The sequence below is a fragment of the Duganella sp. SG902 genome, from assembly GCF_013376005.1.
GTDB lineage: Bacteria > Pseudomonadota > Gammaproteobacteria > Burkholderiales > Burkholderiaceae_D > Rugamonas.
Window position 1 is genome coordinate 12,762 of sequence record NZ_JABMJK010000008.1, and the last position, 25,309, is coordinate 38,070.

The 25,309-nt window shown below is 64.1% G+C and carries 27 protein-coding genes; 18 read left to right on the forward strand and 9 right to left on the reverse strand.

What is annotated here, in order from left to right; translation table 11 throughout:
- Positions 1 to 27: 27 nt before the first annotated feature.
- On the reverse strand, positions 28 to 975 hold the full coding sequence (gene hslO / locus FHW83_RS17585) for an Hsp33 family molecular chaperone HslO (protein WP_176647649.1): 948 nt from the start codon (positions 973 to 975) through the stop codon (positions 28 to 30).
- A gap of 4 nt (positions 976 to 979) precedes the next feature.
- Positions 980 to 1,504 (reverse strand): gamma carbonic anhydrase family protein, encoded by a 525-nt coding sequence (locus tag FHW83_RS17590; RefSeq protein ID WP_176647650.1) that lies wholly within the window; start codon positions 1,502 to 1,504, stop codon positions 980 to 982.
- A gap of 135 nt (positions 1,505 to 1,639) precedes the next feature.
- Here FHW83_RS17590 and FHW83_RS17595 point away from each other — a divergent pair, with 135 nt between their 5' ends.
- The 10 genes from FHW83_RS17595 to bamC all read left to right on the forward strand — a co-directional run bounded on the left by FHW83_RS17595 (position 1,640) and on the right by bamC (position 11,017).
- Complete coding sequence (locus FHW83_RS17595) at positions 1,640 to 2,524, forward strand: alpha/beta fold hydrolase (RefSeq protein ID WP_176647651.1); 885 nt, start codon at positions 1,640 to 1,642, stop codon at positions 2,522 to 2,524.
- A 210-nt stretch (positions 2,525 to 2,734) separates the two neighbouring features.
- Positions 2,735 to 3,739, forward strand: a complete 1,005-nt coding sequence (locus FHW83_RS17600; RefSeq protein WP_176647652.1) for a threonine/serine dehydratase — start codon at positions 2,735 to 2,737, stop codon at positions 3,737 to 3,739.
- On the forward strand, positions 3,733 to 4,566 hold the full coding sequence (locus tag FHW83_RS17605) for a 3',5'-nucleoside bisphosphate phosphatase (protein WP_176647653.1): 834 nt from the start codon (positions 3,733 to 3,735) through the stop codon (positions 4,564 to 4,566). Before FHW83_RS17600 ends, FHW83_RS17605 begins: the two co-directional genes overlap by 7 nt.
- 105 nt (positions 4,567 to 4,671) lie before the next feature.
- Positions 4,672 to 5,553, forward strand: a complete 882-nt coding sequence (gene htpX, locus FHW83_RS17610; protein ID WP_176647654.1) for a protease HtpX — start codon at positions 4,672 to 4,674, stop codon at positions 5,551 to 5,553.
- A gap of 2 nt (positions 5,554 to 5,555) precedes the next feature.
- On the forward strand, positions 5,556 to 6,179 hold the full coding sequence (locus tag FHW83_RS17615) for an L-threonylcarbamoyladenylate synthase (RefSeq protein WP_176647655.1): 624 nt from the start codon (positions 5,556 to 5,558) through the stop codon (positions 6,177 to 6,179).
- A gap of 167 nt (positions 6,180 to 6,346) precedes the next feature.
- Positions 6,347 to 7,024 carry a site-2 protease family protein gene (locus tag FHW83_RS17620; protein WP_176647877.1) on the forward strand — a complete coding sequence of 226 codons (678 nt, stop codon included), beginning with the start codon at positions 6,347 to 6,349 and terminating at the stop codon, positions 7,022 to 7,024.
- A gap of 8 nt (positions 7,025 to 7,032) precedes the next feature.
- On the forward strand, positions 7,033 to 8,235 hold the full coding sequence (locus FHW83_RS17625) for a tryptophan--tRNA ligase (RefSeq protein ID WP_176647656.1): 1,203 nt from the start codon (positions 7,033 to 7,035) through the stop codon (positions 8,233 to 8,235).
- Entirely contained in the window at positions 8,232 to 8,780 is a 549-nt protein-coding gene (locus FHW83_RS17630) for a bifunctional 2-polyprenyl-6-hydroxyphenol methylase/3-demethylubiquinol 3-O-methyltransferase UbiG (protein ID WP_176647657.1), read from the forward strand. Before FHW83_RS17625 ends, FHW83_RS17630 begins: the two co-directional genes overlap by 4 nt.
- A gap of 84 nt (positions 8,781 to 8,864) precedes the next feature.
- Positions 8,865 to 9,740: a 4-hydroxy-tetrahydrodipicolinate synthase gene (gene dapA, locus FHW83_RS17635; RefSeq protein WP_176647658.1), complete on the forward strand. Its 876-nt coding sequence runs from the start codon at positions 8,865 to 8,867 to the stop codon at positions 9,738 to 9,740.
- Positions 9,741 to 9,874: 134 nt separating this feature from the next.
- Positions 9,875 to 11,017 (forward strand): outer membrane protein assembly factor BamC, encoded by a 1,143-nt coding sequence (gene bamC / locus FHW83_RS17640; protein ID WP_229224258.1) that lies wholly within the window; start codon positions 9,875 to 9,877, stop codon positions 11,015 to 11,017.
- Between the two features lie 217 nt (positions 11,018 to 11,234).
- Here bamC and FHW83_RS30805 read toward each other — a convergent pair whose 3' ends face one another.
- From FHW83_RS30805 to FHW83_RS17650, 3 genes are all read right to left on the reverse strand, one after another.
- Positions 11,235 to 11,480, reverse strand: coding sequence for a hypothetical protein (locus FHW83_RS30805; RefSeq protein WP_229224248.1), 246 nt, complete (start codon positions 11,478 to 11,480; stop codon positions 11,235 to 11,237).
- Between the two features lie 296 nt (positions 11,481 to 11,776).
- Entirely contained in the window at positions 11,777 to 12,253 is a 477-nt protein-coding gene (locus FHW83_RS17645) for a hypothetical protein (protein WP_176647660.1), read from the reverse strand.
- A gap of 17 nt (positions 12,254 to 12,270) precedes the next feature.
- Entirely contained in the window at positions 12,271 to 13,392 is a 1,122-nt protein-coding gene (locus tag FHW83_RS17650) for a cupin domain-containing protein (protein ID WP_176647661.1), read from the reverse strand.
- Between the two features lie 82 nt (positions 13,393 to 13,474).
- On the opposite strand from FHW83_RS17650, the gene FHW83_RS17655 reads away from it, so the two are divergent.
- Positions 13,475 to 14,020 carry a peptidylprolyl isomerase gene (locus FHW83_RS17655; RefSeq protein WP_176647662.1) on the forward strand — a complete coding sequence of 182 codons (546 nt, stop codon included), beginning with the start codon at positions 13,475 to 13,477 and terminating at the stop codon, positions 14,018 to 14,020.
- 6 nt (positions 14,021 to 14,026) lie between these two features.
- On the opposite strand, the gene FHW83_RS17660 is transcribed toward FHW83_RS17655, so the two are convergent.
- Both FHW83_RS17660 and mutS read right to left on the reverse strand, forming a co-directional pair.
- On the reverse strand, positions 14,027 to 15,034 hold the full coding sequence (locus FHW83_RS17660) for a hypothetical protein (protein WP_229224249.1): 1,008 nt from the start codon (positions 15,032 to 15,034) through the stop codon (positions 14,027 to 14,029).
- Positions 15,031 to 17,709 (reverse strand): DNA mismatch repair protein MutS, encoded by a 2,679-nt coding sequence (gene mutS, locus FHW83_RS17665; RefSeq protein ID WP_176647663.1) that lies wholly within the window; start codon positions 17,707 to 17,709, stop codon positions 15,031 to 15,033. The genes FHW83_RS17660 and mutS overlap by 4 nt, the downstream gene beginning before the upstream one ends.
- 286 nt (positions 17,710 to 17,995) lie before the next feature.
- Between mutS and FHW83_RS17670 the strand changes: the two genes are divergently transcribed.
- Positions 17,996 to 18,487, forward strand: a complete 492-nt coding sequence (locus FHW83_RS17670) for a tetratricopeptide repeat protein (RefSeq protein WP_176647664.1) — start codon at positions 17,996 to 17,998, stop codon at positions 18,485 to 18,487.
- Here the strand turns inward: FHW83_RS17670 and FHW83_RS17675 are convergent.
- Positions 18,472 to 19,440: a GlxA family transcriptional regulator gene (locus tag FHW83_RS17675; protein WP_176647665.1), complete on the reverse strand. Its 969-nt coding sequence runs from the start codon at positions 19,438 to 19,440 to the stop codon at positions 18,472 to 18,474. The two genes, FHW83_RS17670 and FHW83_RS17675, sit on opposite strands and share 16 nt — an antisense overlap.
- A 231-nt stretch (positions 19,441 to 19,671) precedes the next feature.
- Here FHW83_RS17675 and FHW83_RS17680 point away from each other — a divergent pair, with 231 nt between their 5' ends.
- The 6 genes from FHW83_RS17680 to FHW83_RS17710 all read left to right on the forward strand — a co-directional run bounded on the left by FHW83_RS17680 (position 19,672) and on the right by FHW83_RS17710 (position 24,645).
- On the forward strand, positions 19,672 to 20,385 hold the full coding sequence (locus FHW83_RS17680) for an alpha/beta fold hydrolase (RefSeq protein WP_229224250.1): 714 nt from the start codon (positions 19,672 to 19,674) through the stop codon (positions 20,383 to 20,385).
- A gap of 58 nt (positions 20,386 to 20,443) precedes the next feature.
- Positions 20,444 to 21,451, forward strand: a complete 1,008-nt coding sequence (locus FHW83_RS17685) for a zinc-binding alcohol dehydrogenase family protein (RefSeq protein ID WP_176647667.1) — start codon at positions 20,444 to 20,446, stop codon at positions 21,449 to 21,451.
- Between the two features lie 19 nt (positions 21,452 to 21,470).
- Entirely contained in the window at positions 21,471 to 22,283 is an 813-nt protein-coding gene (locus FHW83_RS17690) for an alpha/beta fold hydrolase (protein ID WP_176647668.1), read from the forward strand.
- Between the two features lie 24 nt (positions 22,284 to 22,307).
- Positions 22,308 to 23,027 (forward strand): hypothetical protein, encoded by a 720-nt coding sequence (locus tag FHW83_RS17695; protein ID WP_176647669.1) that lies wholly within the window; start codon positions 22,308 to 22,310, stop codon positions 23,025 to 23,027.
- Positions 23,028 to 23,042: 15 nt separating this feature from the next.
- Positions 23,043 to 23,399 carry a hypothetical protein gene (locus FHW83_RS17700; RefSeq protein ID WP_176647670.1) on the forward strand — a complete coding sequence of 119 codons (357 nt, stop codon included), beginning with the start codon at positions 23,043 to 23,045 and terminating at the stop codon, positions 23,397 to 23,399.
- A gap of 103 nt (positions 23,400 to 23,502) precedes the next feature.
- Positions 23,503 to 24,645: a M48 family metalloprotease gene (locus FHW83_RS17710; protein ID WP_176647671.1), complete on the forward strand. Its 1,143-nt coding sequence runs from the start codon at positions 23,503 to 23,505 to the stop codon at positions 24,643 to 24,645.
- Here the strand turns inward: FHW83_RS17710 and FHW83_RS17715 are convergent.
- Positions 24,642 to 25,271 carry a response regulator transcription factor gene (locus FHW83_RS17715; protein ID WP_176647672.1) on the reverse strand — a complete coding sequence of 210 codons (630 nt, stop codon included), beginning with the start codon at positions 25,269 to 25,271 and terminating at the stop codon, positions 24,642 to 24,644. The two genes, FHW83_RS17710 and FHW83_RS17715, sit on opposite strands and share 4 nt — an antisense overlap.
- Positions 25,272 to 25,309: the final 38 nt, after the last annotated feature.

Sequence of the window (25,309 nt, forward strand, 5' to 3'; positions counted from 1 at the left end):
TTCCGGCCTGCGCCGGAACGACAGCCGTCAGTGCTTGGCGTCGCCGGCCGGCAGCAGGGTTTCGACCGGGGCGTCGCTGGCGAACAACTGCGCGCAGTCGACCTTGTCGTACTCGTAGTGCTGGCCGCAGAAGTCGCAGTTGACCGCCACCGTGCCGCGCTCGGCAATCACGCCTTCCACTTCCTCGCGCCCCAACATCTTCAGCATATTGCCAACCTTCTCGCGCGTGCAGCTGCAATGGAATTGCGGATGCAGCGGATCGAACACGCGGATGGTCTCTTCCCAGAACAGGCGCTGAATCAGCACGTCGATGCCTGTTTCCAGCAACTCCTGCTCTTTCAGGGTCGAACCCAGGATGACCGCGCGGTTCCACGTCTCCAGCGCCTCTTCCTGATTCAGCGGCGTGGCTTCGGCCTTGCCGCCGTGGTAAGGCAGCTTTTGCAGCAGCAGGCCGCGCGAGACATTGTCGTCGGCCGCCAGCCACAGCTTGGTGTCCAGCTGTTCCGAACGCAGCATGTAGTTTTCAATCACGGTGGCCACGTCGTCGCCATCCAGCGGCACCACGCCCTGGTAGGGCTGTTGACCCGGCACTTTTTCCAGCGGATCCAGCGTGATGATGAAACGGCCCTTGCCGTGCGCGTTCAGCAGCGAGGTCAGGTTGGCGTCGTCGGCAATGGCCACGTCCGGATTCAGCTTGGCGGTGGCGCGCAGGCGCAGCTCGGCGTCGCACTCGACCACCAGCAGGCGTACCGGGCCGTCGCCATGGATCTGCATGATGATGGAGCCGTTGAATTTCAGATTGGCCGACAGCAGGGCGGCGGCGGCCGTCATCTGACCCAGCACTTTCTTGACCGCGGCCGGGTAGTCGTGACGCGCCTGCACTTCGCGCCAGGTGGCGGAAATGTCGATCAACTCGCCGCGCACGGCGGCGTTGTCGAAGATGAATTTTTGCAGGGTGTCTTGGGTGATGCTCATTGTGTTATCCGATCTTTTTGAGTTGCGTCTTGAACAGTTGGCCGCGTTTGACATAGCTGTCGGCGCTGCCTTGCAGGGCGGCCACTTCTTCCGCCGTCAGCTGGCGCGCGACCTTGGCCGGGGCGCCGATGATCAGCGAGTGGTCCGGGAATGCCTTGCCCTCCGTGACCAGGGCGCCGGCGCCAACCAGGCAGCCGTTGCCGATCTTGGCGCCGTTCAGGATCACGGCCTGGATGCCGACCAGCGAGCCGTCTCCAATGGTGCAGCCGTGCAGCATGGCCTGGTGGCCGATGGTTACGTTGCGGCCCACGGTCAGCGGGTAGCCCATGTCCGTATGCATGACCGTGCCTTCCTGCACGTTGCTGTTTTCACCGATGGTGATACGCTCGTTGTCGCCGCGCAGCGTGGCGCCAAACCACACCGAGCTGTGCTCGTGCAGGCTGACCTTGCCAATCACGGTGGCGGTATCGGCAACAAATGACAATGCGGCGATCTCGGGCGTGTGATCGCCAAGTTGGTATATTGACATTGGAAACCTGCTTGAGTGCGGTGGGATGGCGCTATTTTACGCGCCCAGCTATCGAACGGTCGTGCTATTATTTTGCTTTGCTGCCAGCAAGGCTAGGATATGGCGCTGGCTCTCCTATTTTCAAGGCATCGCATCATGACCCACAAACCGTCCCGCTCCGAATTCCTGACCATCCGCGGCTTGCGCTGCCACGTGCGCCACTGGGGCGAGGAGGGCGCGCCCAAGCTGTTCATGATGCATGGCTGGATGGACGTGGGCGCCTCGTTCCAGTTCGTGGTGGACGAGCTCAAGGGCGACTGGCACGTGATCGCCCCGGACTGGCGCGGTTTCGGCCTGTCGCAGCGCAACGGTCTCGACACCTACTGGTTCCCGGATTACCTGGCCGACCTGGACGCCATCCTGCGCCACTACTCGCCGGATCAGGCCGTCAACCTGCTGGGGCACAGCATGGGCGGCAACATCGTCGGCCTGTATGCCGGGGCGCGGCCAGAGCGCATCCGCAAGTTGATCAATCTGGAAGGCGCGGGCCTGCGTTCGTCCAAGCCGGAGCAGGCGCCGGGCCGTTACGCCAAGTGGATGGACAGCCTGCTGGAAAAGCACGAGATGCGCACCTACCCGACTCAGGCCGCCGTTGCCGCCCGCTTGCAGAAGACCAATCCGCGCCTGAGCGACGAGAAGGCCGGCTTCCTGGCCCAGCACTGGTCGGCGCAGAACGATGCCGGCGAATGGGAAATCCTGGGCGACCCGATCCACAAGCAAGCCGGCCCGCTGCCTTATCACGTCGATGACGTGATGGCCTGCTGGAGCGCCATCACGGCGCCGGTGCTGTGGGTGGAAGCCGACCAGACCAATATGTGGGACTGGATGGGCGCCAAGCCGGCCGGCCGCGCCGAACTGGACCGCCGCCTCGGCCACCTGCGCGACGTCACCCAAAAAATGGTCTACGACGCCGGCCACATGCTCCACCACGACCAGCCCGCCGATCTGGCGCGGATGATCGAGGAATTCCTGGGGGCCTAAGAAATGCTTGCCATGCGTTTGCTTTTTCGGCATGATTGAACGCATGAAATTCCTTCACGCCTCCGCAATCAACAGCAGCCGCGCTGCTGGCGGTGGCGCACGCTCCAACATTATTCGAATTATTCAGGGTCGCTGAGCTGCGGCTGCGTGCCGGTGCTTGGCGCCCCGGAGACACGTGTACCCCTTTGAATAATCCGTTTGGAGCATCCCATGACGTCTTACCCATCGCTGTCCGAGATCCACGCCACCGCTGAGCGCCTGAGCGGCAAAGTCCTGCATACGCCCGTGTGGTGCTGGCAGACCGGCATCATCGAAGAACAATTTCCCACCACCGAGGTCTGGCTCAAGCTGGAGCTGTTCCAGAAGACCGGCACTTTCAAGCTGCGCGGCGCACTCAATAACATCGCGGCGATGGATGCGGCGGCCCGCGCGCGCGGCGTGGTGGCGGTCAGCGCCGGCAATCACGCCATCGCAGTGGCGTACACGGCACGCCTGGCCGGCTGCGGCGCCAAGGTGGTGATGCCGCGCCATGCCAATCCGGCGCGCGTGGCCACCTGCCGCGAACTGGGCGCCGAGGTGGTGCTGATGGACGGCATGCACGCGGCTTTCGCCCACGGTAATCAGCTGGTGCAGGAGGAGGGCCGCACCATGCTGCATCCCTTCGAGGGCCCGCTGACTGCGCAGGGCACGGCCACGGTCGGGCTGGAGCTGATGCGGCAGGTGCCCGGGCTGGATGCGGTGGTGGTGCCGGTGGGCGGCGGCGGCCTGCTGGCCGGCATTGCGTCGGCGGTGCGGCAGCTGAACCCGCGGTGTGCGGTGTATGGCGTGGAGCCGTTTGGCGCCGACGCCCTTTACCGCAGCGTGCAGGCCGGCGCGCCGGTCGCGCTGGAGCGCATCGATACCGTGGCCGACAGCCTGGGCGCGCCGTACGCGATGGAGTACAGCTTCAGCGTCTGCCGCCGCTTCGTCAGCGAGGTGGTGCGGGTGACGGATGACGAGATCTGCCTCGCCATGCTGCATCTGTTCCGCGACGCCAAGCTGGTGGCCGAGCCGGCCGCCGCCGTGGCCACGGCCGGCCTGATGGGACCGCTGCGCGAGCGGCTGACCGGCAAGCGGGTGGGGCTGGTGGTGTGCGGCTCCAACATCGATCCAGTCCGCTTTGCCGAGTTGCTGGCGCGGGGGGCGCGCATCCGCGATACAATGACAGCATGTTAAAAGTAGACTTGCACTGCCATTCCAACGTCTCCGATGGCGTCCTTGCTCCTGCCGCCGTGGCGGAAACTGCCCGCAAGGCGGGCGTGGACGTCTGGGCGCTCACTGACCACGATGAAGTGCGCGGCATCCCCGCCGCGCGCGCCGCCGCCGAGGCGCAGGGCATGCGCTTCGTCACCGGCGTGGAGATTTCCATCACCTGGGCCAGGGAGACGGTGCACATCGTCGGCCTGCGGATCGACGAGAACAACCAGGCCCTGGTCGACGGCCTGGCCAGCACCCGCTCCGGCCGCGACAACCGCGGCCGCGAGATCGCCCGGCAGCTGGAACTGATCGGCATCGAAGGCGCCTACGAGGGCGCGCTCAAATACGTCGGCAATCCCGACCTGATGTCGCGCACCCACTTCGCGCGCTATCTGGTCGAGATCGGCGCCTGCGCCAGCACGGCGGAGGTGTTCAAGAAGTATTTGTCCGAAGGCAAGCCGGGCTATGTGCCGCACAGCTGGGCGACGCTCGAACAGTCGGTGAAATGGATCTGCGGCGCCGGCGGGATCGCGGTGATCGCCCATCCGGGCCGCTATCGCTTCACGCCGCTGGCGCAGGGCGAGCTGTTCAGCGAGTTCAAGCAGCTGGGCGGCGCCGCCATCGAGGTGGTGACCGGCAGCCACACGCCCGATCAGTATCCCGAGTATGCGCAGCTGGCCAATCACTACGGCTTCCTGGCCTCGCGCGGCACCGATTTTCACGCGCCGGGCGAATCGCGCGTCGATTTCGCGGCGTTGCCGCCGTTGCCGGCCAACGTCACGCCGGTCTGGCACGACTGGTGGTAATTTCGCCTGTCGATTACCGATGGCCTGTAAGTGGCTGTATCTTGATTTTGCGTTAACCAGGTCTTACCTTATGATCTCGGCTAGTGTCCGAACCGGAGATCCCCTATGAAACGTATTATCCTGTTTATCGCCACCAACCTCGCGGTGATGTTGGTGCTGTCCATCGTCCTGTCGCTGCTGGGCATCGGCCGTCCCGGCTCGGGCAGCACGCTGCAGCTGGGCAGCCTGCTGGCGTTCTCGCTGGTGGTCGGTTTTACCGGCGCCATCTTCTCGCTGCTGATTTCCAAGCCGATGGCCAAATGGTCGACCGGCGCGCGCGTGATCGAGAATCCGTCCAACTCCACCGAGCTGTGGCTGGTGAACACCGTGAAGGCGCTGTCCGAGCGCGCCGGCATCGGCATGCCGGAGGTGGCGGTGTACGAGGGCGAACCGAACGCCTTCGCCACCGGCGCGTTCAAGAACTCGGCGCTGGTGGCCGTCTCGACCGGCCTGCTGCAAAGCATGAACCGCGACGAGGTGGAGGCCGTGCTGGGCCACGAGGTGGCCCACATTGCCAATGGCGACATGGTCACCATGACCCTGATCCAGGGCGTGACCAACACCTTTGTGGTGTTCCTTGCGCGCATCGTCGGCTTCTTCGTGGACAGCATGCTCAACAAGAACGAGGAGCGTCGCGGCCCCGGCATCGGCTACATGATCACCGTGTTCGTGTGCGAGATCGTGTTCGGCCTGGTGGCGTCGCTGATCGTGGCCTGGTTCTCGCGCCAGCGCGAATTCCGTGCCGACGCCGGTTCGGCCAAGCTGCTGGGCAGCACGCTGCCGATGCAGCACGCGCTGGCCCGCCTGAACGGCGTGGAGCCGGGGCAGTTGCCGCAGTCGTTCGCGGCATCGGGCATCAGCGCCGGCCGTGGCGGCTGGGGCGCGCTGTTCTCGACCCACCCGCCGTTCGAGGAACGTATCGCGGCGCTGCGTAGCGTACAATCTTAAGCATGAGCCAATTTTTCCAGATACATCCCGTCAATCCGCAAGTCCGCCTGATCAAACAGGCGGCGCAGATCATCCACGGCGGCGGCATCGTCGCCGTGCCGACCGACTCCTGCTATGCGCTGGTATGCCATCTGGACGACAAGGGCGCGGTCGAGCGCCTGCGCCGCATCCGCGGCATCGACGAGAAACACCATCTGACCCTGCTGTGCCGCGATTTGAGCGAGCTGGGCGTGTATGCCCGCGTGGACAACCGCCAGTTCCGGCTGCTCAAGGCGGCCACGCCGGGGCCCTTCACGTTTATCCTGGAAGCGACCAAGTGCGTGCCGCGCCGGCTCAGCCATCCCTCGCGCAAGACCATCGGCCTGCGGGTGCCGGAAGACGCCATCATCAATGCCCTGCTGGCCGAGCTGGATCAGCCGCTGCTGGGCACCACGCTGATCATGCCGGATGAGCAGGAACCATTGAACGACGCCGACGAGATTTGCGAGCGTCTCGGCAAGCAGCTGGAACTGATCATCGATGGCGGCGCCTGCAGCATGGAGCCGACCACGGTGATCGACCTGACCGGCGACGCGGCGGTGCTGGTGCGCCAGGGCCGGGGCGACGCCGCCGCATTTGGACTCTGATCCAGCTACTGTCATCCCGGCGCAGGCCGGGATCCATGCCGAGTGTGCGATCCCGCCAGCGTTCCATGGATTCCGGCCTGCGCCGGAATGACGAATTCCCAGGCAAGCACGCCGGCCTTCGACGGCGCCGCAAAGCAAGGCCCAGCACCTCTGGTAAAATCCCGCCCATGAACGAAACCGACAGTATTATCCAGACCATCACGGTCTACCTGATCCCTGTTCTTTTTGCAATTTCCCTGCACGAAGCCGCACATGGATACGTCGCCCGTTACTTCGGCGACCCCACCGCCGCCGACCTCGGCCGCCTGACCGCCAATCCCCTGAAACACATCGACCCGTTCGGCACCATTCTGCTGCCCCTGGTGCTGAGCCTGGTCGGCTTGCCGGCGCTGGGCTACGCCAAGCCGGTGCCGGTCGATTTCGGCCGCTTGCGCAACCCGAAAAAACAGATGGCCTTCGTGGCCGCCGCCGGTCCCGCCGCCAACTTCGCCATGGGCCTGGGCTGGACCATCCTGTGGGTGGTTCTGATTCAGGTCTTCGGCTTTGATGGCGATGATTTCTTTGTGAAGATGGCGCAGGCGGGGTGGGCCGTTAATTCCGCCATGTGCGTGTTTAACTTGATCCCTGTGCCGCCGCTGGACGGGGGACGCATCGTTACCGGCCTGCTGCCGATGTCGCTGGCGCGCCCGTACGCGCGCATTGAGCGGTACGGGGTGTATATTTTCATTGCCCTGATACTGATGATGCAGTTCGGCCTGCTGACCGGCTTCCTGGTGCGCGGCATGCATTTGGTACAGAGTATTTGGCACCTGCTGGTACTTCCGCTGCAACTCCTTTTTAGCTGAGCCAGACTATGTATCCCGACCGCGTAGTATCCGGCATGCGTCCCACTGGCTCCATGCATCTGGGCCATTACCACGGCGCCCTGAAAAACTGGATCAAGATGCAGACCGAGCTGCCGTGCCTGTTCTTCGTGGCCGACTGGCACGCGCTGACCACGCACTACGACGACCCCTCCGTCATCGAGCGCAGCACCTGGGACATGGTGGTCGACTGGCTGGCCGCCGGCATCGACCCGTCGCAATCGACCATCTTCATCCAGTCGCGCGTGCCGGAACACGCCGAGCTGCACCTTCTGCTGTCGATGGCCACGCCGCTGGGCTGGCTGGAGCGGGTGCCGACCTACAAGGACCAGATCGACAATCTGGCCAACAAAGACCTCGCCACCTACGGCTTCCTCGGCTATCCGCTGCTGCAGGCCGCGGACGTGCTGATCTACCGCGCCAGCCAGGTGCCGGTGGGCGAGGACCAGGTGCCGCACATTGAGATGATGCGCGAGATCGCGCGCCGTTTTAACCATTTGTACGGCAAAGAAAAGGGATTCGAGGAGAAGGCGCAGGAAGCCGTCAAAAAGCTGGGCAGCAAGCGCGCCAAGCTCTACAACGAACTGCGCACCGAGTACCAGCAGGACGGCAAGGAGGAGGCGCTGGAGCAGGCCAAGGCCATGCTGGACGACGCCCAGAGCCTGTCCATGGGCGACCGCGAACGCCTGTTCGGCTACCTGGAAGGCAGCCGCAAGCTGATCCTGGTCGAACCGCAGGCGCGCCTGACCGAGGCTTCGCGCCTGCCGGGCCTGGATGGCCGCAAGATGTCCAAGAGTTACGGCAACGCCATCGCCCTGCGCGAGGACAAGGATGCGGTCAGCAAGAAGATCAAGACCATGCCGACCGACCCGGCGCGCGTGCGCCGCACCGACTCCGGCGACCCGGCCCGCTGCCCGGTCTGGCAATTCCATCAGGTGTATTCCGACCAGGCTACCCAGGAATGGGTGGTAAAAGGATGTAAATCCGCCGGCATTGGCTGCATCGAATGCAAGCAGCCCGTCATCGACGCCATCGTCAAGGAGCAGGAGCCGATGCACGAGCGCGCCCAGCCGTACCTGGACGACCCGTCGCTGGTGCGCGCCATCGTGGCCGACGGCAACGAGGCGGCCCGCCGGCTGGCGCTGGAAACCATGCGCGACGTGCGCGAAGCCATGGGATTGGCCTACACATGAGCGATCAAATCTCGGCCTGGGTGGGGCGCTACGCGCCGCTGGTGCCCGGCGGCGCCGTGCTGGACCTCGCTTGCGGCAGCGGCCGCCACGCGCGCCACCTGGCGGCGCTCGGGCATGAGGTGGTGGCGGTCGACCGCGACGCCACGGCGCTGGCCGCCGCCAGCGGCCCGGGCATCACCACCAGCGCCATCGATCTGGAGGAGGAAGGCGCGGTCTGGTCCTTCGGCCCCCATCGTTTTGCCGGCATCGTGGTGACAAACTACCTGCATCGTCCGTTATTCGGCGACATGCTGGCCAGCCTGGCGCCGAACGGCGTGCTGATTTACGAAACCTTCGCGGACGGTAATGCCCAGTTCGGCAAACCTTCCAACCCGGCCTTCCTGCTGCGCCCTGGCGAGCTGCTGGAGCTGGCGCGCGAGCACGGTTTGCGCGTGGTGGCCTTCGAGGATGGCGTGATTACCGAGCCAAAAGCTGCCATGGTGCAACGTCTATGCGCGGTGAAGCCCGATTTTCCCCGAGAGGCGGCTCTATTACCGCCATTTTGAGCGTCGATATCTGGCCCCGGATGCACCACGGGCGCAAGCTATCGACTACAATCGTTGTTTTAATACTTTTAGCAGTGGTTTCCTATGATTAAGGGCAGCATCGTAGCAATCGTCACCCCGATGCACGCAGACGGCAGTCTGGACTTCGAGGGGTTGAATCAGCTGATCGACTGGCACATCGCCGAAGGTACGGACAGCATCGTCATCGCCGGCACCACCGGTGAATCGGCCACCGTCAGCGTGGAAGAGCACTGCGCGCTGATCAAGGCGACGGTCGCCCATGCCAAGGGCCGCATCCCCATCATCGCCGGAGCCGGCGCCAACTCGACCGCCGAGGCGATCAAGCTGACCCGCTACGCCAAGGAAGCCGGCGCGGACGCCACCCTGCAAGTGGTTCCCTACTACAACCGTCCGACCCAGGAAGGCATGTACCAGCACTTCAAGGCCATCGCCGAGGCGGTGGACCTGCCGGTGATCCTGTACAACGTGCCGGGCCGCACCGTGGCCGACATGAGCAACGACACCATCCTGCGCCTGGCGCAAATCCCGAACATCGTCGGCGTGAAGGACGCGACCGGTAACATCGGCCGCGGCTACGACCTGCTGCGCCTGGCGCCGAAGTCGTTCGCCGTCTACTCGGGCGACGATCCGACCGCCATGGCCCTGATGCTGGCCGGCGGCGCCGGCAACATCTCGGTCACCGCCAACGTGGCCCCGCGCATCATGGCCGACATGTGCCGCGCGGCGATCGCCGGCGACATCGCCACCGCCGTCGCGCTGAACAACCAGGTTTTCCCGCTGCACCAGAAACTGTTCATCGAACCGAATCCGGTGCCGGTCAAGTGGGCGTTGGCGGAAATGGGCAAGATGCCGGCCGGCATCCGCCTGCCGCTGGTGCCGCTGGCGGCCGACTGCCACGCGGCCGTGCGCGCGGCGCTGCAAGAAGCCGGCGTCCTGTAAACCCGTAGCAACGAGCACTCGTCCCGACTCGCGTCGGATCATTATTGCTGCACCTTAGCTTCTTAAACAGTAACGACATGACTATTCGCAAGACAGCTTTTATTTCCTCGCAGCGCGCGCTGGCAGTGGGCGCCATGGTGGCCACCGTGACCAGCCTGAGCGGCTGCGGCATGATCAGCTCGGTGGTCGGCAACGACAAGGTCGATTACAAGTCGGCCAAGAAGGCCAGCACGCTGGACGTGCCGCCGGACCTGACGCAACTGCAGAAGGATAACCGCTACTCGCTGCCGGATTCGAACAACGGCGTGGCCACCGCCTCCGGCTACAGCGCCGCTAAGGCCGCGCAGTCGGGCGCCCTGAACCAGAACGCCGTGATCATCCCGGGCCAGCCGGCCGCCGGCACCGTGGCGCAGACCACGCTGAGCGATATCAAGGTCGAGCGCGACGGCAACCAGCGCTGGCTGGTCATCAAGCAGACGCCGGAGCAACTGTGGCCGCAGCTGAAGCAGTTCTGGGAGGATTCGGGCTTCACGCTGGCGCAGGAACTGCCCGCCGCCGGCATCATGGAGACCGAGTGGAACGAGAACCGCGCCAAGATCCCGCAGGACTTCATCCGCAACACCATCGGCAAGGTGTTTGACTCGGTGTATTCGAGCGGCGAGCGCGACAAGTTCCGCACCCGCATCGAGCGCCGCGCCGACGGCTCCAGCGAGATCTACATCAGCCACCGCGGCGTGCAGGAAGTGGTGGTGGGCGCCGAGAAGGAAAGCACCAAGTGGGCGCCGCGCGCCAACGATCCGGGCCTGGAGGCGGAATTCCTGGCGCGCCTGATGAACAAGCTGGGCAACGGCGGCGAGCAGCTGGCCTCGGCCAAGACCGCGGTGGACGGCGCCATCGTCCAGCCGCAGCACGCCTCGCTGGTGGGCGCCGGCGCCGACCGCGCGGTGCAGGTGGACGAGGGCTTCGACCGCGCCTGGCGCCGCGTCGGCCTGGCGCTGGACCGCGCCGGCTTCACCGTGGAAGACCGCGACCGCACCCAGGGTATTTACTTCGTGCGTTATATCAACGACGCGACCGAAACCAAGGGCTTCTTCAGCAAGCTGTTCAGCTGGGGTTCGTCGTCGGAGGAGGAAAAGGATGCGCAGCGTTACCGCATTTCGGTGAAAGCCAGCGAAGGCAATACCAGTGTCGTGAAAGTATTGACCAATGGCGGCCAGCCGGAAACGGGTCCGGTGGGCGAGAAGATTATTGGCCTGCTGCACGAACAGTTGAAATAATCCCGTCGTCCCGGCGAAAGCCGGGATTCATGGAACGCCAGCGATACCATGCGGCGTGCGCTCCATGGATTCCGGCCTCCGCCGGAATGACGCGGTATTGTCACCGGCGCGAGCCGGTTTTTTTATGCCCGTTTAAAACCTACAGGCGAAAAAAAACCGCCTGCACTGAGCGCGATCTTAAGCGCGCTCAGGCTGGCGGTTTTTTTCTCAGCTGATATTACTTCGAAGCAGCTGGAGCGGCGGCAGCCGAAGCGGCTGGAGCAGCGGCGGCGTCCGAAGCGGCTGGAGCAGCAGCGGCTGGAGCGGCAGCGTCAGCTGCTGGAGCGGCTGGAGCAGCAGCTGGGGCTGGAGCAGCAGCTTCTGGAGCAGCTACTGGAGCTGGAGCGGCAGGAGCTTCTTCTTTTTTCGAGCAAGCAGCCAGAGCAACAGCCAGCAGGGAGGCGATCAGCAGGGATTTTTTCATGGGTTTTCCTTAGTTAATTCAAAAATTAAACACAGTGTTGCGATTAATAATTACCGGTAATTATCGCTCATTAGGTCGTCCTCGAAGGCTTTCGTACCTTTGAAAAGGTGCCTACTAGACAACGGAAACTTCCTAGCCGAATATTATAGCGATTTTTAGTGCATCGCAATAGTTCCACAAGCCTAACGCATAACTATTTTGCGTTATCGCAACATTTCGTTTACGACTCGACTTGGGCTATGTCCCGTTAATTACCAGTGTTCGCATCGAACATGCGCATTTTACCCAAAACCCGCTCATAATCCAGTTGAGTTTGCATACAATCCGGGTCCGGATTCTATCCAAATTGTAAGGAAACGTTCCAAACTGGTTTGCAGGTCGGCCGGGCCATTCAAAACTGCTTCGCCACGGAAATGGTCGGAATGAAAACGGCGCACAATATCACGCTGGTCGGCGATGCAAAAGGAATCGGTTAATTGCCGTAATTGCTGATTCGTGCGGCGAACTTCGATCAAATGCCCGTAATCCTTCAGCAAGCGCAGGAAACGCGGCGCGTCGCGCTCCATGTGCCGGCCCTCGTGCGCCACCAGCTGCAAGCGGCCGCCGCCTTGCAGGAAGCGCCGCAGCTGGGCGTCGGTGGCGCTGCTGCCCAGTTCCCAGATGGCGTAGTCGGGATCGAACATCTGCAGCGTCTGTTCGGCGCGCGACAGGCAAGTGGACAGGTGCCGCTGAAATTCCGCCCGCGTGGTGAAGGGAATGAGCTGTCTGTCCATATTGCCTCCGAATTAAATCAACCGAGTTCGACCCAGCCGTCCTGATACCAGGTGTACAGCGCTTCCAGCACGTCGTCCGAGGCGCTGGCGAACTGCTCGCCGTCGAGGCGGCGGTTGTTGGCCAGCAGTTCCAGCGTGGCCTTGTCCGCCTTGCCGACGCCGAACGATTCGCCGTTGATGAACACATGCTTGCCACGGTACAGCATTTGCGTCTTGGCCGACAGCGACAGGCCTTTCTTCATCACCGCCTCGCCGAACTTGCCCACCGTGAGCGGCTTGGCCGGGCCGGTGAAGAACACATTATGCTTGGGCTCGGAAAGATACTCGCCAAAGAAGATGGTGATGTCTTCCTCGGTGAAGCGCACCTTGTTCAATTCCTCGGTCAGCGCGGCCAGCATCTGGCGCGGGATCTCGGCCGGCTTGTTGGTCGGCTCCAGGTCCGGATCGGCGTAGCGGCCCGGCAGGTCGATCGAATCGGCCATGAATTGCAGGAAGTTCTCGCCCAGCTCCTGGTAGGACGGCGAGCGGAAGCCGATCGAGTACGTCTGGCAATCGCCGATCGCCACGCCGTCGTGCGCGTAATGCGGCGGCAGGTACAGCATGTCGCCCGGATTGAGCACGAACTCCTCCTCCGGCTGGAAGTCCGCCAGGATCTTCAGCGGCAGGCCCTCGATCAGCGTCAGGTCCTTCTGCGCGCTGATCCGCCAGCGGCGCTGGCCCTGCGCCTGCAGCAGGAACACGTCGTAGGAATCGAAGTGCGGACCGACGCCGCCGCCATCGGTGGCGAAACTCACCATCAGGTCGTCCAGGCGGGCGTCCGGAATGAAGCGGAACTGGCGCAGCAGCGCGTCGGCCTTGGCGTCGAACAGGTTGACGCCTTGCACCAGCATGGTCCACTCCTTCTTGTCGCGCGGCGGCAGGCTTTCCAGCGGGCCATGCTGCATCGCCCATTCGCCGTCGAAGCCGGTGACCAGGCGCGATTCCGCGTGGTTGGTCGAGGCCAGCCTGGCCAGCGCGTCAAAGCTCAGCAGCGGCTTGAAGCCGGGAATGGCGTTGCGGATCAGAAGGGGCTTTTTATGCCAGTAGTCGCGCAGGAACTGCGCGGGCGTGATATCGCCGAGAAGAGGTAATTTTTTCATACGCCATTATAACCAGTCCCCGGCAAGGGCTGTCTGCGATCCAAGGTATAATCCATGGCTAATTACTGAAAGGATGCACAACATGAAGATTGCCAAGAACACGGTCGTGACTGTGAATTACAAGCTGTCCGATGCCCAGGACAATCTGATCGAAGACGGCCGTCAACCCATGGTCTACCTGCACGGTGGCTACGAGAACACCCTGCCAAAAATCGAAGAAGAACTGGATGGCAAAGACGTGGGCTACTCGTCGATCATCCAGATCGAGCCGGAAGATGCATTCGGCGACTACGACGCTTCGCTGGTCAAGGTGGAAGACCGCAAGCGCCTGCCCGAACCACTGGAAGTCGGCATGCAGTTCGAAGGCATGCCGGACGGCGAGGGCGGCGAGGAAGAAGCCATGATCTTCACCGTGACCGACATCGCGGACGACAAGGTGGTCCTGGATGGCAACCATCCGCTGGCCGGCATGGCCCTGCGTTTCTCGCTGAACGTGGTGGACGTGCGCGAAGCCACCGATGAAGAAATCGCCCATGGCCACGTGCACGGCGCCCACGGCCATCACCACGATGACGAGGATGATGAAGGCGAAGAGGGCGACCACGTCGCCATCCACCCGATTCACTAAGCGTTTTTACTGCTGCGCTTCGGCACCGCCGCCCTTGATGGTGAACAGGGCGGCGGCGCCGGGCGCGACCTGCACCTCGGCCCAGTCGGCGCTCATGTTCAGGTGCCCCACATTGCCGCGCCACTGAATCGCCGGCTCTCCCGCCGCCGTCGCACCGCGCTGCGCGTCGATCAGCAATACCTTCCCCTTGTATTTCTCCGCCATGGAGCGGATCTGCTTGCGCACTTCGGCAAAGCCGTCCTGTTTGGTCTTGAAGCTGGAGAGCAGCGAAAAACCTTCTTCCTCCGTCACGCGCGGATCGCCGTCCGAGAACAGCACCAGGCCGTGCATCTTCTGCCGCTCCGCCAGCATGAACAGGCGATGCAGCCATGCGCGGTTGGCCACCAGGCGGTCCTCGTACTCGCTGTTGCGTCCCGCCTCGGCGCGGAAGTGGTTGTTGTTGGCCGGGAGGTTGATGGTGGCGAACAGCACCTTGCCGTATTCCCAGTGCGCGTTCTCGGCGTAGCTGCGGAACTTGGCGGTGGACGACAGACGCGTGACCGTCAGGTGGCGCGCGCCGAGCGATTCGCCATCGACATAAAACAGTTCACGCAAGCGGTTCAGGCGTTCGATGGCGTTGGAGCGGCCGGCGGAATTGAGGCAGGCGGTCCAGTCGCTGCCGGCCAGCGAAACGATCATCGGCTGCGCGGATTCATTGAGCAGCGCATGGCGCTGGGAGTACAGCTTGTCGCTGCAAGCTTCGTTGGCGGCCTTGATGCCGGTGGCGACCACGAAGGCGGCATCGGCTTGCGATGCTTCCGCGATCGCACGCTTGAGCGCCGCTTCGTCGCGGCCGTGCTGCAGCGGATGACCGATGACGGCGAACTGGAAGCCGCGCACTGCCTGTGCCGCGCTGCTGGCGCGCGCCGTGCCGCTCTGCGCGGCGTGTGCTGTTGCATGCGCCAAGGCCAGCGCCGCCGACAACGCCATGGCGGCGGTCAGCAGTGGATGGCGATGGCGCGCGGCGCGCATCATGCCTGCGCCGCCTCCGTCAGGCGCTTCAACTGATACAGGCGATCCAGCGCCTCGCGTGGCGTCAGCGCGTCCGGATCCAGTTCGTCGAGGGCGTCGAGCAGCTCGCGCATGGCGGGGCTGCTGGCGGGCGCCGGCGCCTCGATCTCCTCGTCATTGGCATCGACCGATGGCGCGGCGAACAGATCCAATTGCGGCGTGGCGTCCAGCGCCTGCGCCTCCAGGCGCGCCAGGTGCTTGCGCGCGGCCTTGATCACCGGCTGTGGCACGCCGGCCAACTGGGCCACCTGCAGACCGTAACTCTGCGACGCCGGGCCTTCCTGTACCGCGTGCAGGAACACGATGGTGTCCTTGTGCTCCACCGCCGACAGGTGCACATTGCTGGCGCTCGGATGGCTCTCCGGCAGCTGCGTCAGCTCGAAGTAGTGGGTGGCGAACAGCGAGAAGCTGCGGCTGGTCTCTATCAGGTGGCGTGCGATCGCCCACGCCAGCGCCAGGCCGTCGAAGGTCGAGGTGCCGCGGCCGATTTCGTCCATCAGCACCAGCGAGTGTTCGGTGGCGCCGTTCAGGATGGCGGCGGCCTCGGTCATCTCCACCATGAAGGTCGAGCGGCCGCCGGCCAGGTCGTCGGTCGCGCCGATGCGGGTGAAGATGCGGTCGATCGGACCGATCACCGCGCTTTGCGCCGGCACGTAGCTGCCCATGTAGGCCAGCAGCGTGATCAACGCCACCTGGCGCATGAAGGTCGATTTACCACCCATGTTGGGGCCGGTGATCAGCAGCAGGCGGCGTTCGTCGACAAAGCGGCAATCGTTGGCGATGAAGCGCTCGATCTGGTTCTCCACCACCGGGTGGCGGCCTTCCTTGATGTTGATGCACGGCGCGTCCACCAGCTCCGGCGCGCACCAGTTGTTGCGCAGCGCGTGGTCGGTGAGGGCGGTCAGCGTGTCCAGCTGCGCCAGCGCCTTGGCGATCGATTGCAGTGTGCCGATGAACGGCGCCAGGTCGCCCAGCAACTGGTCGTACAGCATCTTCTCGCGCGCCAGCGCGCGGTCCTGCGCCGACAGGGCCTTGTCTTCAAACGCCTTCAGTTCCGGCGTGATGTAACGCTCGCAGTTCTTCAGCGTCTGGCGGCGGCGGTAATCGTCCGGCACCTTGTCGGCCTGGCCATTGGTGACTTCGATGTAGAAGCCGTGCACCTTGTTGTACTCCACGCGCAGATTGGCGATGCCGGTGCGGGCGCGTTCGCGCGTCTCCAGGTCGACCAGATACTGGCCGGCGTTTTCCGACAGGCCGCGCAGCTCGTCCAGCTCCGCATCGAAGCCGCGCGCGATCACGCCGCCATCGCGCACCATCACGGCCGGTTCCGGCATCACCGCGCGTTGCAGCAGATCGAGGCAGGCTTCCGGCGTGGCCAGGTCGGCGTGGATGCCGGCCAGCAGGCCATTGGCATCGGTCAGCGTGCGCTGCATGCCGTGGCGCAGGGCTGGCAGCTGGGTCAGGCCATCGCGCAGGCTGGCCAGGTCGCGTGGGCGGGCCGACAGCAGCGCGATGCGGGTGGTGATGCGCTCGATGTCCGGCACCTGCGCCAGCGTGTGCGACAGCAAGCCAGTCGCGTCGGCCTGCGCCAGCGCGGCGATGGCTTCGTGACGCGCGCGCGCCACACGCTGGTCGCGGCGCGCGTGGTGCAGCCAGTGGCGCAGCAGGCGCGACCCCATGGCGGTGCGGCAGTGGTCCAGCAGCGAGAACAGCGTTGGCGATTCCTGGCCGCGGATGGTCTCGGTCAGCTCCAGGTTGCGGCGGGTGGCGGCGTCGAGGCCGATGAATTCATTTTCGGTTTCGGTGGTGAGCGTGCGCACGTGCTGCAGGCCACGGCCCTGCGTCGATTGCGCGTAGCGCAGCAGCGCGCCGGCCGCGCCAAACGCGGCGCCCAGGCCATCGGCGCCGAAGCCGGTCAGCGTGGAGACGGCCAGTTGATCGAGCAATGCCTTGTGGCCGCTGACCACGTCGAAGTGCCATTCAGGGACGTGGTTGACGTGGCAGCCGGTATATTCTTCAAACAGCTCGCCGTTGTCGCCGCGCAGGATTTCGGCCGGCGAGATGCGCTCCAGCTCCTGCTGGATGCGCGAGTTGACCGTGTGCGCGTCGCCCGAGAACTCCATCAGGCGCAGCGCGCCGCTGGCCAGCGACAGCCACGCCAGGCCGGCGGTGGCCACCTTGCGCTGGCTGATGATGCACAGGGCCAGCAGCGGGCGTTCCGATTTTTCCGGCAGCAGATCGGCATCGGTCAGCGTGCCTGGCGTCACCACGCGCATCACCTTGCGCTCGACCGGGCCCTTGCTGGTGGCGGGATCGCCGATCTGTTCGCAGATGGCGCAGGATTCACCGATCTTCACCAGCTTGGCCAGATAGCCCTCCAGCGAATGGAACGGCACGCCGCACATCTTGATCGGTTGACCACCCGACGAGCCGCGCGCGGTCAGCGTGATGCCGAGCAGGCGCGCCGCCTTTTCCGCGTCCTCGAAGAACAGCTCGTAGAAATCGCCCATGCGGTAGAAGACCAGCATGTCCGGGTGCTGGTTCTTGATGCTCATGTACTGCTGCATCATCGGCGTGAGCTTTTCGGTCGGGCTGTTCTTGACGGCTGCGGCGTTGATTTCGTTCGGGACGGTGGTCATTGGTTCTTTAGGCGATGCAAAAAGTCTGGTTTTGCGAGGGCTCAAACAGCCCCCGCGCGTAACCCGTCATTCTACCAATTTCGGCAGTGCGCTGAAGAATTCGTGGAAATGGGCTCGATATCATGACCAGATGTGAGCAGGAGTGGGCGATTGCGCGTAAACGGTGCGCAGTCTGGTTCGCGTCCCCGGACCGGCAAAGAGGGCTGCATGGAGCTACAATGGACCAATGCATACGAGGGCAGGTTAGCGAAAGATGCGGTGGAAATGCTGTCGCGAGGAAGGCGAAATGAACTACGCGCTTGAAATTGATCGAGCCATCGAAAACGAGGATCCGGCGCTTGCCTTGGCGCTTGCGGAGCGATGGGTAGCTGAGGCGCCCGAAACGCATGCGGCCTGGGGCAACTTGGCGCATGTTCATGAAATGCGGGACGACTTTGCCAAGGCAAGCCAGGCTGTCTCTGAGGCACTCAGGATTACGCCTGATTATCCCCCTTATTTGTTCGAGCAGGGCTATATCGCATATCGGCTAGGGAACTACACGCAGGCTGAACGCGCGTTCGGCTTGTGTGTCGAACAATCTGAAATGACACATGACAATTTCTATCTGGACGCCGCCCGGATCGCCCGCGCCAGATGTCTTGTGCTTGACGGACGGGCGAGCCTGGCGGCCAAAGTCATCGCCGACGCCGCTGGAGACGCGGCCGCTTGGCTGGACGGGCGCTTTTCCAAAGAGGATGTTCTGACGTCCATCCGCGCCGCGACTCAGGGACCATCCTGACCCTCCGTGCCCACGGCGCGCGCATCGCGGCGCAGCGACTGCGGCGAGACGCCGATTTCGCGCACAAACACTTCACGCAGATGGCTGCGGTCGCGGAAGCCAGTTTCGCGGGCGATCACCTCCAGCGGATGCCGGCCGCGCTCGATCATGGTGCGCGCCGCCTCCAGCCGTAGTTGTTCGATCGCCTTGGCCGGCGACTGTCCGGTCTCGGCCTGGAAGATGCGGCCGAATTGGCGCGGGCTGAGGTTGATCGCCTTGGCCAGATCGTCCACCCGCAACGGCTGCGATAAATTCTGCCGCGCGTATTCCAGCGCCTTTTGCACCCGGTCCGATTTCGGCGCCAGCTTCAGCATCTCCGACAGCTGCGACTGGCCGCCGGAACGCCGGTTGTCCATCACCATCACCTGCGCCACCCTGGTGGCGATCGCCTGCCCGAGGTCGCGCTCCACCATCCCGAGCGCCAGGTCCATGGCCGCCGTCAGGCCGGCCGAGGTCCAGATCGGCCCGTCCACCACGTACAGGTGATCGACCACGATGCGCGCGCGCGGATGGCGCGCCTTGAGCGCTTCCACATACGCCCAGTGGGTGGTGGCGCGGCGGCCGTCGAGCAGGCCGGCGTCGCCCAGCACAAAGGCACCGGTGCACAGGCCCACCGTGCGGCGCGATTTTTTGGCGGCGTGCGCGATGAAGTCCAGTTCCTCGTCGCTGGCGCTGCGGCCCATGGGATCGACCACGCCGCTGACCAGCCAGCTGTCGGCCTCGTTGCCGTCGCCCACCGCCTGGGTCTTGATGGTGATGCCCTGCGAGGTTTGCAGCTCGCCGCCGTTGAGCGAGTAGTTAGTCACCTGGTAGACCTTCTCGCGCGCCACCACGTTGGCGAACTCAAAAACCGACTGGGTCCCCAGCGCCATAACCTGGAACTCATCCGTAAGGAAGAAGCCTAACCGATGCATCGCTGATTTTCCTGTGTTGTGTCCGAAAACCTCATTATAAATGGCGTAGAAAACACGGTCGATAGCATGGATGATAGGCACTCATTTTTTACCGACAGGTGCCCCATGAACACGTTCTCCCCCAGCCTGAATGCCCCCTCCCAAATGGTAGAAACAGGCGGCCGCCGCCTCGCATACCGTACTTTTGGGAGTGGCAAGGCGCTGCTTTTGTGTGTGCGTTTTCGCGGCACCATGGACAGCTGGGATCCGCTGTTCCTCGACAGCCTGGTGGAGCAGGGTTTTCAGGTGACGGTGTTCGATTACAGCGGCCTGGGGCAGTCCACTGGTGAGCCGAGCTACAACCCGGCCTCGCTGGCGCGAGACATCATCGACTTGATCGGCGCCCTCAAGCTGGGCAAGGTGGTCCTTGGCGGCTGGTCGATCGGCGGCATCGCCGCGCAGATCGTGCTGGCGCAGGCGCCGCAACTGGTCAGCCATCTGGTGCTGATCGCCACCACGCCCCCCGGCCCGCTCGTGAAGCGTGGCGAGCAGCTGTTCTACACCATGGCCAAGCGCGAAAACAGCTTCGACGATTTCGTCAGCCTGTTCTTCGAGCCGGCATCGCCGGCCAGCCGCGATGCCGCCGTCGCATCGGCCAAGCGCCTCGCCGGGCGCACGCTGGACCGCAGTCCCGAGGTGCCGTATGAGTGGGCCGGCCGGCAGCTGGGCGATGAGCCCAAGAACCCGGTGTTCCCGGTGGACGCCGTGCTGCAGGCGCTGAAGACCACCAGCATCCCGGTGCTGCATCTGGGCGCCGATCACGACATCGTGTTCCCGGTGGAGAACTGGTATGCGCTCAACGGCCAGTTGCCCACGCTGCATCTGGTCACCTTCCCGAGCGCCGGGCATGGCCCGCAGCTTCAGCACCCGCGTGCCGCTGCCATGCACATTGCCGCATTCATTTAAACAGAAAAACGAGGACCGCATGCTGGTCATGAACTCTTAACGCTGGAAAGGAAAATACATGAAAGCTATCGTCTACGACAAGGCTGGCCTGCCGATCGACCAGGAGCAAGCCTTGTATGAAGTGGATTTGCCCAGGCCACAGCCCGGCCCGCGCGATCTGCTGGTGAAAATCGAAGCCATCGCGGTCAACCCGGTCGACTCCAAGCTGCGCCAGGGCGTGCAGCCGCCCGGCCCGCGCATACTCGGCTGGGACGCGGCCGGCGTGGTGGAAGCCGTGGGCGCGGAGGTGGAACTGTTCAAGGTGGGCGACGCGGTCTGGTATGCCGGCGACATCACGCGCGCCGGCAGCTATGCGGAATATGGTTTGGTCGATGAGCGCATCGCCGGCCACCGACCGCAGTCGATACCGGCAGCGCAGGCGGCTGCGCTGCCGCTGACCGGCATCACCGCCTGGGAGCTGTTGTTTGACCGATTGAAGGTGGATGAGCAGGGCGGCGAGGGCCAGCGCCTGCTGGTGATCGGCGCCGGCGGCGGTGTCGGCTCCATCCTCGTGCAGCTGGCGGCCAGGCTGACCCGGTTGACCGTGGTGGGCACGGCCTCGCGCCCGAACACGCAGCAGTGGGTGCGCGAACTGGGCGCGCACCACGTCATCGATCACAGCCAACCCTTCGCGCCACAGCTGAAGGCCATCGGCATCGAGCAGTTCGACCATGTGATCAGCCTGACGCACACCGACAGCTACTACACGCAGATTATCGAGGTGCTCAAGCCGCAAGGCCAGTTGGCGTTGATCGATGACCCGGCCACGCTGGACGCCTTGCCGCTCAAGCGCAAATCGATCTCGCTGCATTGGGAATTCATGTTCACGCGCTCGATGTACCGCGCGGCAGACATGCTCGCGCAGCACCAGCTGCTGGAACGCATCGCCGCGCTGATCGACCAGGGCGTGATCAGAACCACCGTTGGCGAACATCTGGGCACGATCAGTGCCGCCAACGTGCGCAAGGCGCACGCCCTCATCGAGAGCAACAAGGCGGTGGGCAAGATCGTTCTCGCCGGTTTCTGATGCATGAAAAGGACTTGATATGCCAAACACCAAATACATCGCCGTCAACGGCATTCGCACCGCCTATCGCCGGCTGGGCCGCAACCAAGGCACGCCACTGGTGCTGCTGCAGCATTTCACCGGCACCATGGACAACTGGGATCCGGCCGTGGTGCAGCCATTGGCCGCGCAACGCCCGGTCATTTTGCTGGACAACGCCGGCGTCGGGGCGTCGCACGGTCAGACGCCGGACAACGTCGAGCAGATGACGGCGCACGTCATTGCCTTCATCGAGGCGCTGGAGTTCAAGCAGGTCGACTTGCTGGGCTTTTCACTGGGCAGTTTCATCGCCCAGCAAATCGCCCAGCGCCGCCCGGAGCTGCTGCGCAAGATCATCCTGGTGGGCGGCTGCCCGCCGGGCCAGGGCTCATCCACCTTTCACAAGGTGATTTCGGACGTTGCCGATAAATCCGGTGCGGACGTGCTGCTACACCTGTTCTTCACGCCCACCGAGGCCAGCCAGGCCCTGGGGCGCGCCTTCGTCCAGCATCTGTCATTCGACGGCGAGCGCGGTCCCAATCCGCCACAGCAGGTGTTCACCGCCCAGTACAAGGCGATTGCCGCTTGGTGCGATGCGCCGTTTGACGTGGCGGCGCTGCGCGGCATCCAGCATCCGGCGCTGGTGGTGCAGGGCAGCAGCGACACCATGTTCCCGACGCCGCAATCGGTACGCCTGTTCGAAGGCATGCCGAATGCGCAACTGAGCCTGTACCCGGATTCCGGCCACGCCTCGCTGTTCCAATACCCCGCGCTGTTCACCGAGCAGGCCAACTACTTCCTGACGGCGCAATAAACCAGATTATCAAAGGAGTGACTCATGCAAAAACTGTTAGAACAAGTTATCGAAGCACACGGCGGCATGGCGCGCTGGAAGTCGTTCAACACGCTGTCAGCACATCTCAAGCAGGGCGGCATCGTCTGGCCGCTGAAAGGCAAGGGCGGCATGCTGGATGAGGTGAACATCCGGATCAAGCTGCACCAGCCGTGGACCTCGCACAGCCCCTTCGGCGACGCGCAGCGCCGCACCGCCGTCACGCCGGACCGCGTGGCGATTGAAACCACGGCCGGCGCACTGGTGGAGGAATTGAAGGAACCGCGCGCCTCATTCGCCGGCCACCAGCTCGATACGCCGTGGAGCGACGCGCAGTTGGCGTACTTCGTCGGCTACGCCATCTGGAATTACTTCACCGTGCCGTTCACGCTGGCAGGCGAGGGCTTTTCGGCGGTTGAACTGTCGCCATGGCAGGAAAACGGCCAGACGCTGCGCCGCCTGCAAGTCACCTTCCCCGAGCATGTGGCCACCCACAGCAAGGTCCAGACCTTCTATTTCTCGGCCGATGGCCTGTTGCGCCGCCACGACTACGATGTCGATATCAGCGGCGGCGCTCCGGCGGTGCATTATCTGTCCGGCCACACCAGCGTGCAGGGCATCACCTTCCCGACCCGGCACCTGATCTATGTGCGCGATGCGGACGGCGGCCATCAGCCGGAACCGCTGGTGGTGTCGATCGACGTCAGCGACATCCAACTGGCCTGATCGAAAGGACAGCGATTGACGCCAGTACGTCGTTTGAAAGTCAGCGTCTGCCACGCCGAGCCGGTGGTCAGGGCGGGGCTGGCGGCGCTGTTGTCCGGGTGCTCCGACATGGAGGTCGCCACCGGCGCGCCGCCGGTTCCAAAGTGGGCCGACGTGATCGTCACCGACTTCAGCGACGCCGTGTTGCGCCTGCGCGCCTCGGCGGCGGAGCGCATCATGATCGTTACCCAGCGCGAGCGCGAATGGGATGTGCGAACCGCTCTGGCGGCCGGTGTGCATGCCTATATTTCCCAGCGTGTGGCCGCGGTTGAAGTGCCGGTCGCCGTGCGGGCGCTGGCAGCTGGGCAGCGCCTATCGAAGTCGGCACCGTGAAAACCCATGTCAAGTCCCTATTCAGCAAATTGGGCGCCAAGGACAGGGCGCATGCGCTGGTGCTGGCCACCCGGCGCGGCATCGTCTCATAACGAATATATAAATGAACACGCAATTTCATCCCGCCACCTCGACCGGGGCGTATCTGGCGCAGATTCCGGCCGACGTGCAACTGCGCGCGGCCGATTACACCCACGGCGGCCACTGGATTGTTTTATTCAGCGCGCTGGTCGGCGTGGCCATCAACCTGTTGATACTGCGCTTGCGCTGGTTGAGCCGTTTGCGCTGGCGCGCACGCGCCGGCCTGGTATTCGCGGTCTACTACCTGCTGGCGTGGACGCTGGACCTGCCATGGGCAATGTACGCCCATTGGTGGCGCGAGCGCCATTATGGCCTCAGCCAGCAAGGCTTGGGAGCGTGGCTGTCGGAATCGTTGATCAGCGCTTGCTTCTCGGCCGTGCTGCTGGCGGTGGTTGCGATGCTGATGTATGCCCTGATGCGGCGCGCGCCGCGCACCTGGTGGATCTGGTCCGGCGGCGTGACGTCAGCCATGATCATCGCCGTCACGGCGCTGGCGCCGGTGGTCATCGAGCCGGTGTTCAACCAGTTCCAGCCGCTGCCGGCGGGCAGCCAGCGCGACGCCATCGGGGCGCTCGCGCGGCAGGCCGGCATCCCGGCCGGTCAGATCATCTCCTATGACGGCAGCAAGCAATCGAGCCGCTACACGGCCCATGTGTCCGGACTGGGCGGCAGCGCGCGCATCGCCGTTTCCGACGCCTTGCTGGCCCAGGCCAGCGAGGCGGAACTGCGCGCCGTGGTCGGCCACGAAATCGGCCACTACGTCATGCATCATGAGTTATGGCTGGCGTTCGGCTATTCGGCATTGCTGACCTTCGCTTTCTGGATGCTGCACCGGCTTTACGTGCCGCTGGCGCGGCTGCTGGGCGCGGCGCATGCCGGTCCGCTATCCGATCCGGCCGGGCTGCCGCTGCTGTCCATCATCCTCACGCTCAGCTTCCTGCTGTTCACGCCCATCACCAACGGCATGACGCGCCTGATCGAGAACCAGGCCGACGTCTATTCGCTGGAACATGCGCGCGAGCCGCAAGGTATGGCGTTGGCCCTGCTGCGCACCGCCGACTACCGCGCCGCCGATCCCGGGCTGCTGGAGGAATGGCTGTTCTACGACCACCCATCGATTGCGCGCCGCATTCAGCGCGCGCTGGACTGGCAGGCGCGCCACTAGTAAGTGCTTTTGCGCTTCTGCAGCGACAAGGCGAAGTGTTCGGTCATGCCATTCGAGATGGCGATGCTGGCAGCCTCGGTGCGGCTGCTGGCATCCAGCTTGACCATGATGGACTTGACGTGAAACTTCACCGTCTCGGTGGCGATATCGAGCTGGCGGCCGATCGACTTGTTGCACAGGCCTTGCGCCAGCAATTGCAGGACGTCGTCCTCGCGCGTGGTCAGCACGTTGTTGCCGGCGACGTTGGCGACCTGGAAGGCCAGCGCCTGACAGAGAAAGGTGCGGCCGCGCGCGACGCTGCGGATGCCGGCCACCAGTTCCTCGGTGCCGGAGCTGCTCAGCATCACGCCGTTTATCCCGCGCTGGAAGGCGCATTGGATGGCATGCCGCCGAGCGCTGGCCGCGATCACCAGCACGCGCGAGGCGGCGTAGCTTTCCGGTAGCTCCCGCACCGCCGATCCGTCGATCACCAGCACGTCCACCTTGCCCGGCGGGCCTTCGGCGCGGTAGTCGACCAGGACGATGTCTGGTTCCCGCTGCAGCGCGGCGCAGGCGCCGGCGTGCAGCAGCGGCTCCCTGACCTGCACGCAGACGTAAATCGGCGGCTTGACTTCATTCCAGTTCATTTCAACTTCCCGGCTAATTACAATGGCTGGACGCCATC